The 15744-nt window shown below is 60.4% G+C and carries 12 protein-coding genes; 5 read left to right on the top strand and 7 right to left on the bottom strand.

Translation table 11 applies throughout. The features are described 5' to 3' along the window. Positions 1-88: 88 nt before the first annotated feature. The 3 genes from SH292x_RS04315 to SH292x_RS04305 form a co-directional block, all read right to left on the bottom strand. On the bottom strand, positions 89-1945 hold the full coding sequence (locus tag SH292x_RS04315; RefSeq protein WP_442484351.1) for a patatin-like phospholipase family protein: 1857 nt from the start codon (positions 1943-1945) through the stop codon (positions 89-91). 762 nt (positions 1946-2707) lie between these two features. Beyond that, entirely contained in the window at positions 2708-3142 is a 435-nt protein-coding gene (locus SH292x_RS04310; protein ID WP_442484350.1) for a hypothetical protein, read from the bottom strand. Positions 3143-3311: 169 nt separating this feature from the next. Beyond that, the gene (locus SH292x_RS04305) at positions 3312-4352 is read right to left on the bottom strand and encodes an ankyrin repeat domain-containing protein (protein WP_442484349.1); all 1041 of its coding nucleotides are present in this window, start codon (positions 4350-4352) and stop codon (positions 3312-3314) included. 540 nt (positions 4353-4892) lie between these two features. Here SH292x_RS04305 and SH292x_RS04300 point away from each other — a divergent pair. Next, positions 4893-5626 (top strand): IS5 family transposase gene (locus SH292x_RS04300; RefSeq protein ID WP_442483781.1). Its coding sequence is split into 2 segments (ribosomal slippage): positions 4893-5211 and positions 5211-5626, totalling 735 coding nucleotides; the frame shifts between segments, so codons are not numbered across the junction. 359 nt (positions 5627-5985) lie between these two features. Here SH292x_RS04300 and SH292x_RS04295 read toward each other — a convergent pair. Both SH292x_RS04295 and SH292x_RS04290 read right to left on the bottom strand, forming a co-directional pair. Beyond that, positions 5986-6444 carry a gamma-glutamylcyclotransferase family protein gene (locus SH292x_RS04295; protein ID WP_442484348.1) on the bottom strand — a complete coding sequence of 153 codons (459 nt, stop codon included), beginning with the start codon at positions 6442-6444 and terminating at the stop codon, positions 5986-5988. Positions 6445-6458: 14 nt separating this feature from the next. Then, the gene (locus SH292x_RS04290) at positions 6459-8363 is read right to left on the bottom strand and encodes an ABC transporter permease subunit (RefSeq protein ID WP_442484347.1); all 1905 of its coding nucleotides are present in this window, start codon (positions 8361-8363) and stop codon (positions 6459-6461) included. A gap of 271 nt (positions 8364-8634) precedes the next feature. Between SH292x_RS04290 and SH292x_RS04285 the strand changes: the two genes are divergently transcribed. Then, on the top strand, positions 8635-10050 hold the full coding sequence (locus tag SH292x_RS04285; RefSeq protein WP_442484346.1) for a DUF2225 domain-containing protein: 1416 nt from the start codon (positions 8635-8637) through the stop codon (positions 10048-10050). A 233-nt stretch (positions 10051-10283) separates the two neighbouring features. On the opposite strand, the gene SH292x_RS04280 is transcribed toward SH292x_RS04285, so the two are convergent. Both SH292x_RS04280 and SH292x_RS04275 read right to left on the bottom strand, forming a co-directional pair. Then, entirely contained in the window at positions 10284-10784 is a 501-nt protein-coding gene (locus SH292x_RS04280; protein ID WP_442484345.1) for a hypothetical protein, read from the bottom strand. A 147-nt stretch (positions 10785-10931) separates the two neighbouring features. Then, positions 10932-12203, bottom strand: a complete 1272-nt coding sequence (locus SH292x_RS04275) for an MDR family MFS transporter (protein ID WP_442484344.1) — start codon at positions 12201-12203, stop codon at positions 10932-10934. A gap of 262 nt (positions 12204-12465) precedes the next feature. On the opposite strand from SH292x_RS04275, the gene SH292x_RS04270 reads away from it, so the two are divergent. The 3 genes from SH292x_RS04270 (at position 12466) to SH292x_RS04260 (ending at position 15675) form a co-directional block, all read left to right on the top strand. Further along, entirely contained in the window at positions 12466-13242 is a 777-nt protein-coding gene (locus SH292x_RS04270; RefSeq protein WP_442484343.1) for an SGNH/GDSL hydrolase family protein, read from the top strand. Positions 13243-13426: 184 nt separating this feature from the next. Next, positions 13427-14719, top strand: coding sequence for a CNNM domain-containing protein (locus tag SH292x_RS04265; protein WP_442484342.1), 1293 nt, complete (start codon positions 13427-13429; stop codon positions 14717-14719). Continuing rightward, positions 14716-15675 (top strand): CNNM domain-containing protein, encoded by a 960-nt coding sequence (locus SH292x_RS04260; protein ID WP_442484341.1) that lies wholly within the window; start codon positions 14716-14718, stop codon positions 15673-15675. Before SH292x_RS04265 ends, SH292x_RS04260 begins: the two co-directional genes overlap by 4 nt. Positions 15676-15744: the final 69 nt, after the last annotated feature.

Here is a 15744-nt window from a genome sequence, read left to right as displayed (position 1 = left end):
TTTCGGCCACTGCTCTTAGCCGCACGGCGCTAGCCGCGGTTTCTTAGGGAACAACCGCGGCTAGCGCCGTGCGGCTAATCGGCCAACTTTACGCCACCCGCCGAACCACCACACCACCGGCGGAACCTTGGTCCCAGCTCTCCACCCGAGCGAGCGATTCCTTCAATCTTGGCAGCTCGGCCTCGGCCGCTCGGCGACCGACTTCGACCAATTCCGCGGCTCGCGAGAAATCGCCAAACGGAAATCCCGCCGTCTCGGGGGCGATCAAGAAGTCGCACTGCGCACCATGCAGCCGCGCGAGATTCGTCAGCTCGACGTCCGTCACACGCAGCAACGTACTCAAGTAGCCCGGCCGTCGCATCTTCGCGGTTGGCGTGTCGGGCGTGTTGCCGGCGAAGTCGCGCGACAGTTGCTTACTGACATCAATCGCCAGTGTGTAGTCGACTTGTTTCTGACGCAGCGCGGTAACCGGCACGTTCATCAGCACGCCACCATCCACCAGCGCCTCGCCATTGCGCAGAATCGGCGCGCCGAATACGGGATGGTTCACGCTCTCCAGCACCGCCGAAGTGACGTCGCCCGATTCACGCAAGCGGTGCTCGCCACTAATAAGATCAACGGTCACTGTTTGCGCTGGCATGAGCAATTGGTCGAACGAGTACCGCTTCAGGTACCGGCGGAACTTCAGCTCCGCGAGCCCTAATCGATAAACGCCCAGCAGGTACCACTGCGACGCCTTGGGCAACCACGCGATGCTTCGCGGTGGAGTCAGTTCTTTGGAGAACACATCGCGAATCGTCGGCAGCGGAATGCCCGCCGCGTACGCCGTCGCGACAATCGCTCCGGCGCTGGTGCCGGCAACGCGATCGAAGTAAATCCCTTCGCGCTCCAGCACTTCAAGCACACCCAGGTGCGCAATGCCCCGCGCACCGCCACCACCGAGCGCCAGGCCAATCTGAATTCCGCGCAACGTGCGAACCAGCCGCGCGAGATCGCGAGGATGGAACGTCCCGTCGCAATAGTACTGCACCCGCATCGGCGCAAGACGCAGCGAATGACGCGCAAGGGCCCGGGGAATTTCCAACGCCGCCGGCAACAACTCGGCGTCGCGCACCGCTTCGACGATCTGAATCCGCTCGGCGAGTTCTTCGGGGGCCTTGTCGAGAAGCCTGGCTAGGCGCGTTAGCGACTGATCGCGCTCCACGTCGTCCCCGTTGTCCACCACCCACAGCACCAGCTCGTGCTGCATCAGCATCGACATCGCCGCGTGGTCGCCATCCACATCCACCAGCGTCCGCCGATTGGCGCTCGCCGCGTTCGATAAGTAACCGAGCAACTGCTGCTCGCATCGGGCATCACCAGCAACCACCCGCCAATTTGTCTTGCAGTTGGGCAGCGATTGATCGCTCAGTACATCAAGCGATCCCCCCTGCCCTTCGACGGTCGCCAGCATCTGCGCCGCAAGCGTGCGTGCCGCCGCGCCGCCGCGCACTAAGGCAACTTGCATCCGCTCTTGCCGCTCGCCACCACTGATTTGTCCGCGCAGCCAACTCCCCAGCGAACGACAAAGGTTGGCCGCAAAGCCCGGCACGCGCGATAGCGTCCGCTCGAAGTCCGCGCGGGTAAGTTCTAAGAGTTCGGTGTCCATCACTGCCGTGACGTTGGCCGACCGCGATCCACCCACCAGCAGCGACATCTCGCCAAAGTGATCGCCGGGCCGAAGATGATTGAGCACCCGCTCGTCGCCATCGGGCTCGTCGACGTTAATGCTCACCCGTCCGCTGACGATCACGAACATACTCTCACCCGGCTCGCCCTGGCGAACCGCATGCTGACCACTCGCAAGCGTCACGCGACGACACGAAGCGAGGATGTCATGCACCTCGTCGTCGGCGAGCGAACCAAACAAATGGCTACGGCGAATATGAATAGGTACGGTCGTCACAGCGTGCTTCCAAAGGGAACCCACTAGCCAGGAGATTCCGGCTCGGGAGATTACTCGGTTTACAGACCTAAGCCAACACGAGTTCCCCTAGTGGCGTAAGCTTCCAGCTTGCGAAAATCACCTAGAGCTGGCAACTTTCAATAAAAGCCCCGGGTGCCTGGGGACGAGCCCCACGAGCCCCCAGCGTTCGACGCTCAGCATTGAAAGCACTGATGGCACAGAGCGCGTCATCAGCTCCAAAGTCACCACGGCCCTAACGGGCCCCGCTCGCCTGGGTTTCTTACTGCCCACCGCCCCCTGCCCACTTCTCACTACCAAAAGCAAAGAACCCGGTTGGCCCTGCGAGGATGCCAACCGGGTTCTTTCGGTGCCGCGTGTTGCAGATTCCCGTGGCGGGCATTGGCCACCGTACTTTGGTGGCGATTTCTGCGAGGCTAGCGGCGTTGGTTTTGCGAACGAAGTTTTGCGAACTTTTCTACATCCCGTTTCCCAGAGTCTCCGTGTATCCCGCGACCCCCTGATGTCCCAGTCAGGAGGCCAGTCGTACTAGGCATGCCCTCGCTGGCCGGCCGCGTTTGGAGGCCACGGCCGGCCATGCGTGGCATTGGAGGCTGACACGACACTAATGCACAGACCGTGCCAAACCGCGCCGAAGTACTCGCGATTTTCACTTCCCTCGCTTTTCCAGGCGATTCGCGAAGCTAGCTCCCCGGAGTGCCAGCAGTAAGCTTTGCAAAACACTCCAAACTCGGTTTGTAACTCCTACAAACCTTCGAGATCCGGAAGCTCCCGCGTCAGGCTCATCGTCATCGCCGCGAACACCTGCTCGGCCATCGGCAACTCGTGATCCTCGGCCTGGCACAGCACGACGTAAGTATTGCCGGCATGGTAAAACGCGCGGATGCTAGCGGTATTAAGGAGGTCGACGTACGAGAAACTCACGTCGTACCCCACCCCCTGCGCGTCGTCGATCTCGTCGACTTCCACTTGCGCGTATTCCGACTTGATGGCGTCGAGTATCGCCTTGGTCAAAGGCTCCATCTCCCGCTCGCCGCGATACAGCATCACCGACCAAAACCCCGTCTGCGGACTGGCCACCGTGACCGCCACATCCGCCGTCCCCGGCTCGTCCTCTTCAACAACCCAGTTGTCGGGGTAGATAAATCGCAAATCGTGTTGATCGTAAACTTTTGGCATGGGGGCAATTATTGTGAATCACACGCCGACTACCAAGCCCCAAAAGTCCCCTCTCCCCCGACCCGGTGAGGGTCGAGGGAGAGGGGACGTGACCCCCGTACAACGGAATTCATTCCGTTACCTAACGCCCAAGAAACTCCCCACCTTCCCCCCCGTCGAGCCGTGCCCGTCAGGGCCCGGAGTGTTTGGCGCCGTCCGAACGTTCTCCACGCCGATCGCTCGTGTACCCAGGGACGACCCTCACGCGTTGACTATTACCCTCCCGCGGCTCTTCGATTTCCTGTCCACCTTTCGCCGCAGCTTCTTTCTCTGCCAGCCGTTTCTCCCTCGCTACCCGTTGCTTGCGCTCAGCAATTTCACGGTTTAGCTTGGTACGATATTGGGTAAGATCTCCTGCCCAGGATTCCCAGCGTTTGAAATCCGCACGAGCTTCATCGAAGGATTCGCCGTGGTCTTCTAGCCACTGGATTAGCTTTACGTAGCTCGCTTTTTGTTCGGGCGTCATCACGGATAGCCTTCGCTCTTCGGCGATGACGGTGTGGACAAGGCGCGAATTATTGTTTTCCAGGTAGACGCGATGGTCCGCCCCTGCCTCTAGCAGCGCCAAGGCGATATCGTATTGCCCTCCCCAAGTAGTTGCCTGCATGGCAGCGGTTGCTCCGCGTACCTGAAGATCCAGATTGGCTCCAAGCTCGGCTAGTCGCTTTATCTTGTCCATCTTGTCACCAGCAGGTCCGGTAATCACAGCAAAGAGGGGAGTGTTTTCGAAGTCCCCCTCATTAACCAAGTTCGGATCCCCCCCATGGTCGAACACCAAATCGAAGTACTTCGGGAAGTGGGTTCGACAGGCCAAGTGCGTCACCGAATCTCCAGGAACGATGCCCGACATCTTCGTGTTGAAGTCACTGGTTACGACGACATTCGGATCGGCACCATGCTCCAGCAACTTTTCGAATCGCTCGGGCTTGTTATCGGGAAATGCCCACAGCAGTGGCGTCATGTTCCCCTTACCCTTGGCGTTGACATCGGCACCCGCGTTAATCAGTCGCTCCATTTCTTCAAGATTCTCCGCTTCGATGGCTTCGCAGAGCGCGATCACTTGGGGATCGTCGAAGAAATCTTCCGCCTTCCAGCCCATCTTCTGCTGGAGTGATTGGTCGATAAGTCGACCACAGCCCACCGAAATGACAAACAGCACGATCAGCCACACGCACCGCATAGCAACTCGATGATTCGTCATTGCGTCCGCCCCGAGAAGAGTTTGTAAACGCGCGCCATTCGCTCCGCCAGCAACAGCCTTTCACTTACATGTTATACCCGAGATGTCCGTCCCCATGTGGACCACTGTTCTGATTCGGACTGGACCTGACCACGCGCGCCTCCAAACGTGGTCGGGCCGTCCCTCGTCGGCCGGGACGACCGACCTACCCCGAAGGGGTTTCGGATGTCAGCCCAGGGTTGTCCCCACGCGAGTTCCACGAGCGCGGGGGCTACCCTGGGTAAACGTACCAAAACCACCTAGCGGTCGAGCAGCAGGCTCGCCACAGGCCGGAGCGTTGCCGAGACCGCAACGGGGCCGCGGGGCGTGGATGACGGAAAAACGGAATGAATTCCGTTGTACGATTATTTCCACATTTTTCCAGAAAGTGACTAGGCCGTGTTGACATACCTATGTTGCATCTAGGTGGATCGGGTAAAGTAGGCGAGTAACCGTTACCTCATGGAGGAGGATTAGATGCGACGTTTTTAATTGACGGACGATCAGTGGGAGCGTGTGGAGAAGCTGTTGCCGGGTCGGGTGGGGTGTCCGGGGCGTAGTGCGGAGGACAACCGGTTGTTCCTAGATGCTGTGCTGTGGATCGTTCGTACTGGCGCTCCGTGGCGTGATCTTCCAGAGCGTTTTGGGCCGTGGAACAGCGTCTTTCAACGGTTCAACCGCTGGGCGAAGAAGGGGGTCTGGCAGCAGGTGTTCGCCGCTCTTCAAGAGGCGGATTGGGAGTGGGTGATGCTGGACGCCACCATCATTCGGGCCCACGTTCACGCGGCGGGGGCTCGAAAAAAAGGGGAGATCAGCAACTTGGGCGATCGCGTGGTGGATTCGGAACGAAGGTCCATGCGGTCTGCGATGGACTCGGCAATCCCGTAAAGCTCCTCCTGACACCCGGGCAGACTCACGATGTTACTCAAGCTGTGCCGCTCTTGGAGGGACTCACGGCGGAACACGTGATCGCCGACAAGGGTTATGACAGCGAGCAAGTACGAGAGACCATTGAGCGCCAAGGCGCGACGGCCGTCATCCCTTCGCGAAGTAATCGCAAAGTGCAGCGGGCTTACGACCAGCATCTGTATCGAGAACGCAACCAAGTCGAACGACTGTTTGCCAAGCTGAAGCAATGCCGACGCATTGCCACTCGATACGACAAAACAGCACGAAACTACCTCGCGTTGCTGCATCTGGCAGCCACAATGATCCTCTTGGCCTGAATGTCAACACGGCCTAGAAAGCGCGCCTCGGGTATGTTCTGATGATCACGTTCGCCGAAGTGGTGGACGGGTGTTCTTTGGCAACTGAAAAACTAGAGAAAAACGGCTGGCTGGGAGCTTGGCGTGGGGATCGCGCTGTGCGCGGGGGCATAGCGTAAAGCGCCGGATCGGCGCGGAGCTTGATCCGGCCTACGAGAGAGTAATGTCGCACCTGCGGGTTGCCCCTGCGACTTTACTCTTCGGGGCGAACAGCCAGCTCGCTCCGCAAGGCGTTGCAGCAAATCAACTTGCAACGAAACTCCTCCAGGGAGCAAAAGGAGTAATGTCGCAGTCAATGAAATAGTCGCGAATATGGGACTTTATTCGCGACCCCGAACTCTGGCGAATCCGGCAACCGACGGATACGTCCGCATGCAATCGTGGGCGACTTGGAGGAAGCCGGCGAGGTCGGAGGTTTGGAACGTCGCGAGGTCCCAGGCGGTATCGGTCATCAAGTGATGCTGGGCTGCGGGGACAACATAGGAGTCGGCGGCGAGTGTGGTGCCATCGGCGAGCGTGACGAGCAACGATTCGCGGACGTACTCGTCGCCTTCGAAGTAATCGAGGCGGCGGATCGACTCGGGGTCGACGTCGCGGTAGATGGCTCCTTCAACTTGATCGCGCTCTGTGCTCGCTGCGATGCCGGGGTACACGCGGCCTGCGAGGTACGCTCGGTGGAAACCATGAGCGGTGGCGGGCGTCAGTTCGAAGTGCTTGCCGGTCACCGCGTGCATCATCTCGGGGACTAGCAGTGTTCCGTACACAAAGACGTGGGGCATCGGAAGGGTCTCGGTCAGTCGTCGCGTTCGCCGGTGCGTCCGGTGGCTACGTCGAACTCGGAGACCGCGGGGACCAGCATCGCGGCGGTCGCGAATCCATACGCGAGCACTGTAACGAGGAACACGGAACCATAATGATGTTCGAGGAAGCTGGTGATCACGAAGAACGTCGCGAAAGGCGTCAGCATGCACGCCCACTTGAGCGCTGCCGAGTCGAGTCGCCAGCCGAGCACGGCGTAGAGAGCCAGCCCACCACCCAGGATGAACCCGAGGAACGTCGGCAGTTGCGACATGAAACTATCACCCACGGCGACCATCATTCGCATGCACACCAGCACGCCCACGAACAGGTAAATCAGCGTCCCCATGCTCACGCCCGCGGCTTGGCGGGAATTGAGGTAAGTCATGCCGCAGTGCAGACCAAGCACCGCGGCGAACAACACCATCACCAGGTAGCCAATGATGAGAAACACGAGGCTTTCGGTCGAAGCATATCCTTGCCACCAGACATAGCCGCACAGTACCAAAGGCAACAGCAGCATTTCCTTGCTGTTGTAAAGCACGCCGCCGAGCTTGCCGAAGACGATTTCGGACGGAGTCAGATCGGTGACGAGCAAGAGGTCGAGTGCACGGCTATCGCGTTCGCTGGTGAGCGAAGTCACAGCGAGCGCGTTGACGAGCACGACGCTCAATGCCATCAGCGGCACCAGTGCTCGCGAAGCGGGGGGGATGGTGGCACCGAGCTGGGCGAGCCCCTCGTCGCTGCCGAGCAAGGAATAAAGTGCGAGGGCCGAAAGGGCCACCACGACCAAGTACGCGGCACGGATGACCAGGATCTTCTTGCCGTAGGCGTAGGTGCAGACTTCGCGCCAGAGAATGGGATTGTCCCACACCTCGCGAAGTTTGCCGGGGGCACGGTGAGCAGCGGCTCGAGCAGCTTCATCCGTCGTGGTATCGCTCTTGGCGGGAACGGCGTGGGGCTGACTCCAGATGGCGCGGGATTCGTCCTCGCGTTCTTCGGTGCGAGCCTCGCGTGATGGATTCCACACGCGGACCATCGCGATCGCAATGCCGTTGAGCAGAACGATCGAAGCAGCAGAGACAACGAGGAACGCCGTGACAGGCTCCACACCAAAGATGGTGGCGCGATCCGCAGCCGTTGCAAACAAGTCGGACTCGGCCGCGGCAAGCACGGCTCGCCAGGGACTCATCGCCGTGGCGAGCGCTTCGGCGGCGATGCCAAAAGGAGTGGGACCGAGTGCGCCGCCGGCAACGGCTTCCCAACCAAGGAGCCACAGCACGAGGACCAGGAAGGTCATGGCGATGGCTTGGAACGTTTTGTCACGCCACAGGGCGAGCGTCGAGCCAAGACTGCCGGCCGCGAGCGCGCTCATCACAGTAACCGCGAGGACGCGGGCCACTTGTCCGTAACTAATACCACCGAGCAGAACAATGATGAAGAAGAATGGAGCCGAGGCAGCGACGACCATCAACACCACGAGCAAACTGGCGAGCCATCGCCCGAGGACGAGTTCACAATTGGTTAGCCGGGTGAGGAGCAGGAGAATAAGCGTTTTGCGGTCTTTCTCCTGCGCAACGGCAGCGGCGGTGAGCACCGCGGCCATGAGCGTGGCGACGGCCATTTCCAGAGGAGCGAGCAGTTGAAAGACCTCGGAGCCGAAGCGTGCAGACGTCCCCGCGGTCTGGAAGGGCTGGTTCCCGGTGACGATCTGCCAGTAGGTCCAGAGGAGGCCCAGCAGGGTGCCAACGGCCACGGCGGGGACGACGTAGAACCGCGCAGCTCGTGGCGCAGTGGTCGCCTCGCGTGTGAAAACCGGCCCAATAAACAACGGTTGGCCTCGCTGCTCGTCGCGGGGAAGTGGCGTAAAACAAAGGCTGCTCAGCCACGAGCAAGCCAAGGGAAAGCAGTGCTAACCCCAAATATAGGCACCCTTGGGCGGAGGGTCGAGCGGCTGAGCGAACCTATGACCGGTGTAATCCGTATATCCTACCCTAGAGTCGCAGATTCGTGCGGTAGTTGCCCCCCGGCCGGTGCAGTTGAGGTAGTTTTTGCTTAGAATCGCAGTCAGGCCGGCGTCATTGTGCGCCCGACTTTTCGCGCCCAAAGGCTTTGGGCCAATGCTTGTAACTTTCACCAGTAGTTTAACGAACTCAAAGGACTTACCTTCCATGGCGACTCATCCAGTTCGCTTGCCCGCTGTTTCGCAGAATGCTGGTCGCTTGAGTGCACTCGCACTCGCGATCGTGGCTCTGCTCTTCGCGAGTGCTGACGCCAACGCTCAAGCCCAGATCACGGCGGAAGCGCTCATAGGCGATTCGGTGACCGAGCCCGACGCCCAGCGTTACTCGGACATCGCCGAGGCGATTAAGCGTTACAACAACAACGACGCCCTGGGTGCCAAGCAGTTTCTCGAAGCGGCGAAGCGTAAGGACGACCGGCTGCCTCCCGTCAATTTGATGATGGCGAAGCTGTACTTCCTGAGCAACCAGGCCCCCGCTGGTCTGCAGGCGCTCGAGGCAACCGCCCGCGACGACGCGAGCGATCCAGAGCCCTACTTGCTACTCGCGGATCAAGCGATTCAGCAGGCTCAAGCTGTTCAGGCCAGCGCGCTGTACGACAAGGGTATCGAGCTCACCGAGAAGTACGACACGAATCCTCGCCGCAAGCGGAAGTTCCAGATCCGAGGCTACGCGGGCCGGGCTGCTGTGCTGCAGCGTTGGCTCGATTGGAAGGGCGCAGAGGCCGACCTGCGGAAGTGGATCGAAGCCGACCCCGAGGAGTCGAACGCCTACAATCGCTTGGGCTTCGTGTTATTCATGCAAGGTCGCGAGAAGGAAGGCTACGAAGCCTTCACCAAGTCGAAGGAGTTGAACAAGGACCTTCCCTCGCCGTATGTTTCGGCCGCCAGCATGTACCAGCGGCTTGCGAACGTGCCGGAGAACTCGGAGAAGAAGAGCGAGTTCGAGTCGAAGGCTCGTCAGTCGTTCGAACGTGCTTACGCCGAGGACAAGACCAACGAAACCACGCTGATCGCCTACGCCGAGTGGCTGATTCGCACCGGACAGTTGGAACAAGCGGCCACCGTGCTCGAAGGAGCTCGCCAGGCTCAGGCCGATTCGCACGAGATCATGCTTCTGAGTGGCGTGCTCGCTCAGATGACTGGTAAGAACGACGAAGCGGCGAAGTTCTACAACAACACGCTGGCTCTCGCTCCAGGAAATCGCGACGCCAATAATCAGCTTGCTCTCTTGCTGATTGGTAACACGAGCGACGAGGACAAGGCCCGTGCCGAGCAAATCGCCCGCATCAATCAGCAGCTCAATCAAAACAACGCCGACGTGAACATCACGCTGGCATGGGTGCTGCGTCAGCGTGGTCGCGGTGCCGAAGCAAATCAGGCGTTCCAGAACGGCCTGCGCCTGGGTACGTTGAGCGCCGACTCGACCTTGATCGTTGCCAAGTTGCTCGCCGAGCAGAACCGAAAGGACATGGCCCTGCAGTTGCTCGAAAACTCGCTGAAGGAAGAGCAAGGCATCTTCGTCAATCGCACCGAAGCCGAAGCCCTGATTGAGTCCCTGAAGTAAAGGGTCCCTGAAGTAACTCGATTCGTGAGCCTTCGCTTGAGCGCATAAAAAAAGGTCATGGCAGGTCGATCCGTCGTCCTGCCATGACCTCTATCCTGAAGCAAAACACAGCTGTGTTTCGCCCTCCCGTATCGTTACGCTAATAATATCGGGCGGGCGTTTGGAGCCTCTTTAGCCGAATCGGCCGAATGTTCGGCCTGTGCTATCTGCTATCGAGGAGCTGGGTGACAGACTCAGTTGCCTGTGAAGCCCATCGGCGAGACGCGCGGCGATTCGGGTCCAAGGCCGCGTCCCATGCCAGAAGCCGCGCCAGGGGTCATGTAGTTGTTGGGGACGGCACCGAGGGTCGTCATGCCAACAGGCTCGAATCCATCCATGCCCACCGCCGCTTCGCCGGGGGGGCAGACGGTTCCGATGAAGGTCTTGTACCCACGGAGCTGCACTGGCGTGTAACACCCGTGGTAGGCGTCGAGCATCGGCCCGCAGCGGACCGAATCGCAGCAGGGCCAGTAGTACTTGCCACCGCAGTAGCCGAGCTTGTCGGGATTGCAGGTCCAGGTGACGGACGAGTTCCGCCGGGGCTCGCTGCTAGCGATCGGCATGCCGTTGGTATGACGGATCGCTGGGTCTAAGAGGCAGCACCCACGGCAGGGCTGTTGGGCGAAGGTGCTTGAGCTCGCCGCGAGCAGCGCCAACGTGGCAACGGTTCCGAGGCAAATTGAACGGACTGACATGGTCGTTCCGATTGCGTGAAGACGAACGGGGAGCGCGGGCGCCAAACGGGGCGCACCAGTATTAGCTTCGGAACACCGCGCTCGCGGCGGCGAAGCAATTTCCACGGGGCGGCACGATCGCTACCGCCGCGTGGGTCCGCTTGTGCTTCAACTGCCCACTGACTCGGCGATCAGATCGCCGGGATCGGGCACCGGGTTTAGCGATTGAAGGGCGGGAAGTTCGCCGCTCGATAAGGTTGCAACTTCAGGGAGCAAGTGAAACCCGACGAGGACAATCACTCCGACGGCGAGCGAGAGGTACCAGATCCAATTGGGGTCGTACTGGTACAACGCCCCACCCGCCATCGGTCCGATGACAAACGCGACCGCGATGCCCATCGACCACCAGCCCATGTAGCGACCCTCGGCGCCGGCGGGGGCACGGTTCGCCACGAAGCCCGCGGCGAGCGACATCGACAGCATCTCGCCGAGCGTCATCACCAGGATCGCGAAGATGGCGAACGGGAACGTCGAGCCAAATGGCAACAGCGCGAAGCCCAGGCAGGAGAAGAAGCATCCCCACCCAATGGTCCGCAAGAGCGGCCAGCGTTTCACGTAGTCGATCAGCAACATCTCGGTAGCGACAATCACCAGCGTGTTGACGGCGAACAGAACACCGATCTGGACCGACGACAGGTGATAGTAGTCTCGCAGGTAGAGCGTGTAGGTGGATACGAACTGGAAGAACACCATGGTGCTGAGCACGAACAGCGCGAGGAACACGACGAACACCACGTCGTGAATCGGTCGGGCGAGCTGCGTTTGGTCGGCGGGTGGCGCTTCGCCGGGGAGTCGCTGCAACCGAAAGTACATCAAGAGGATGCACGCCGCCGCGAGTGTCGTGGTGGCGTCGACGACGAACAGCAAACGAAAGTCAATGGCGGCGAGGAAACCACCAATCGCGCCGCCCATGGCGAAACCCAAGTTGGCCGCGAGCCTTTGCAGCGCGAACCCTCGCGTGCGATCCTCGGGCTTCGCCACCTTGGCGATCACGGTGCCGTTCGCGGGCCTGACGGCTTCGGTGGCAAGGCTCAGTAAAAAGATGTTGAGCGCGATGGCCCACGGCTCACGCCACACGGGGAGCAACAAGTAACCTGGCACCGCGGCGAGCAGGCAAAACGTTTGCACGCGTACCGCACCGATGGCCTCGACGAGTCTGCCACCCAAGAGCGCGCCGGCGATCGAGCCGATGCCGAACACGCCGATCATCGAGCCCGCCGAGGCGTCGCTGAACCCAACCTGGCTAGTGAGGTAGAGCGTCAGGTAAGCCAGCACCATCGCGCCGCTGCGATTCACCAGCATCACCAGTGCCAGCACCCACAGTTGGGCGGGGAGGCCCTCGAAACTGGACCAATAGCGGCGATAGAGGCGGTGCAACATCGGACGGTGGGAATTACATGGGTCGGCCCGGTGCAAGATGGCCGGGTAGGAAAGGAAGTGCTTAGTTTCGGCGAAGCACCCAACGCTGAGAAGTGGAGGTGGCTTGCCACGCCCTGCTAGACCACAAAGGCGTCGGCTGGGTTCACCGGCGATGTGTGGAAATTGCCGAGTTCTGTCGCCAATAGCTGGTAACTCGCCCTTTCGGCTGCCTGCTATACTTAGCCCTTCCCTATCGCACGCCTCGACCAGGAACCGCCACACCATGAAGCCCATTTCACTATCCTTGCTGATTGTTCTCGCCGCGATGTTCCCAGGTGTGGTTCGCGGTGATGCGGCCGAGGAGGCTTGGCGGGGACTGCTCAATAGTGTGGACCGGAAGAGTCCAGCCTTCGCGTTTCCCGAGTACGACCCGAAACTCCCTTCGGTACTGATCTACGGTGATTCGATCTCCATGGGTTACCAGCCCTATGTGCGAGAAGGACTCGCTGGCCGGGCGAACGTCTACCGCCTGCACACGAATGGTAGCCATTCAGGTGCCGTGGTTCGCCTGTTGGAGAAGCTGCAAAGCACGATGGCCCCCTTCGAGAGTGAGCAGCGGTGGCCAAGCAAATGGGACGTGATTCACATCAACGTCGGCCTGCACGATCTGAAGTACGTCAAGGACGGCGAGATGGTAGCCAATGGTGGGACTCAGGTTCACACGGCCGCCGAGTACGAAAAGCACCTTCGCGAAGACTTTGACTACCTTCGGAAGACTTTTCCAGACGCCAAGATTATTTTTGCCACCACGACGCCTGTGCCGGAAGGTTCGCAAGGTCGCAAGGCGGACGATGCAGCGCGGTACAACGAAGTGGCGATCCAGGTGCTGAATGACTACCCAGACATCGTGATCAACGATCTGCACTCTTTTACGGCTCCTCACCAATCCAAATGGTGGACGAAGCCCGGGAACGTCCACTACAACCGCACAGGTCAGCGGGCACAAGGCGAAGAAGTAACGCGAGCGATACTGAAAGAGCTGGATCCACCGGCCAAGTAATTGGGCGGAACGGAGGAATCTCGCGGCCGGTGTTCCCTTTCCCGCTGGAATTGAGGCTACGGGGTTCATCGGTGACGGATCGACGCTCGCGTCTGGGCGCGGGCGTCGCTGGGAGAAAGCCTCGGTGGGGGTTATACTGGTGACTTCTTGCCTTCGATAGCCAAAACCTCCGCCTCGGCACGCCGTGAGTTTGCTGCTTCCATTCGTCCCGCTCTTGATCGCCATGCTGGTGCTGATGGCGGGGTCGGCGTTTTGCTCGGCGAGCGAGGCGGCACTCTTCTACCTGTCACGCGACGATCGCAAGCGATTCGCCCAGGGCACCCGTGCCCAGAAGCGCGTGGAGCAGTTGCTCTCCGAGCCCGAACGGCTGCTCACGAGCATCTTGTTCTGGAATCTGATGATCAACATTTTGTACTTCGCCATCGCGTCGCGAATTGATGCGGTGCTGCGGACGCAGAATCATAGTGACGTCGCATCGAGCTTCACGCTCGCCACGTTGTTCGGCCTCATTCTATTTGGCGAGATGCTGCCGAAGAACCTCGCCGTGCTATGGCCGCAGTCGCTTTCGGCGATGGTCAGTCTTCCCATAACGGCGGCCATGAACGTGTTGCGGCCGATACTGCCGACGTTCCTCATGGTGAATCGCATTTCGCTGCGAACACTGTTGCCTAACTTCGAACGCGAGCCCTACCTCGAACTTCGCGACATCGAACGGGCTATCTCGATCAGCACACCCGACAAGACGCTGGCTCAGCAAGAGGAACTAGTCCTGCATCAGATCGTGTGGCTTAGCGAGATGGAGGCCGAAGAGCTGATGCGTCCGCGGATGGGTTTGACGCTTTACTCAGCCCCGGTGACGCTCGACGATCTTCGTGCGAATCCCCCGAACTGCGACTACCTGCTGGTGACCGAGTCGGACAGCGAAGAGATCGAACGCGCGATGCCGCTAGCGCAGTTACCCAATGTCAGCAGCACCCATTTAGAGTCGGCTTGCGAGCGCGTGCCGTACGTGCCGTGGTGTGCCTCGGGAGCGGCAACGCTCGATTTGCTCCGGAGCACTCGCAGCGGGCTTGCCGTGGTGATCAACGAACTGGGCGAGACGATTGGCATCGTGACGCTGGACGACGTGATGCACGCGCTGTTCGCGAACCCTGCGGTCCGCCAGACATCGCGAGCCGCCGCCCAATCGATCGAGCCTCTGGGGGACGATGTTTATAAGGTCAATGGTGCGATCACGCTCCGCCGACTTTCGAAGCAGCTCAAGTTCGAGCTGCCACTGGTGAAAAGCGTGACCATCGCGGGCATGCTGCAGGAGTACCTCGAACGCATCCCCGAGCCGGGCGACGAAGTGCTGTGGGGCAATTGTCGCTTCACGGTGATCGATTCCCCACGGCCCGGCGTGCTCACGGCGACCGTCGAGCGACTTCGCGATGAACAATTGCCTGGCGACACCGCTGCGAATGGAGGTGCGATATGATGATCGCCATCCTCATGTTCTGCGTGGGTCTGATGCTCAGCTCGTTCTTTAGCGGTACCGAGACCGGCTTCTATCGACAGAACCGTGCGAGGCTGCTCATCAATGCCCTGGAAGGCGATTGGATCAGCCGTGGTCTGCTATGGGCTTCCAACAACCCCGCGGTGTTTGTGGCCACGGCACTGGTCGGAAACAACGTCGCCAACTTCATCGTGGCCAGTTCGCTTGGCATGGCGGCTCGACTTGGTTTTCCGCATTGGAACACAGCCGACGTGGTGCTGCCCGCGCTTTTGTCACCGATACTCTTCGTGTACGGTGAACTACTGCCGAAGAACGTTTTCCTCGCCGCTCCAAATCGACTGCTACGCCGCTGTGGCATTCCCTTCGCCATCGCGGCGGTGTTGTTTGCTCCTATCAGCATCGTGCTGTGGCTTACCAACAAGCTGCTGGAAGTGGTCGGACGAAAGTCGCCGGAGCTACTGCAGATGACCATCGCAAGGCGCGAACTGGGCGAGTTGCTCGACGAGGGGCAGGCCGTTGGATTGCTTCAGCCCACGCAGCAGGCCCTGGCGCAGGCGACCATCTCGCTGGGCCCGCAGTCAATCGCGGCGTTCATCGAACCGGTGTCGCGATTCCCGAGGCTAGTAGCCTCGCAGTCGCCTACCGAGGCGTTGGCGCTCGCCCGGCGGAGCGGGCAATCGTTGCTGCCTGTTGAAGAGTTGGTGGGAACCTCGCGCGAAGTGACCTGCTACGTCCGCGCGGTGGACTGCGCCTTGGCGAACGACTCGAAACTGCCGGTCCGCCCCATCGTCGCGGTGGGCGAGAAGAAGCCCTACCTCGCGACGCTGTCGCTGATGCTCGCCGCCGACGCCCCCATCGCCCGCGTCACTAACCGCAAAAAGCAGACGGTCGGCTACGTGACCCTAGCCGGCCTCCAGGCGGCGCTGATGGCCGAGTAGTCCAGCCGGTGTGGGTAGGGAAAAGCACGATTATCCCCCAGCGTGGCGGCGTGATAAGATAGTGCAAAA

Source organism: Aeoliella fuhlenseeensis (genome assembly GCF_052161615.1).
Classification (GTDB): Bacteria; Planctomycetota; Planctomycetia; order Pirellulales; family Lacipirellulaceae; genus Aeoliella.
The sequence above is the reverse complement of the archived record's forward strand: the minus strand, read 5'-3'. Positions and strand labels throughout refer to the sequence as shown.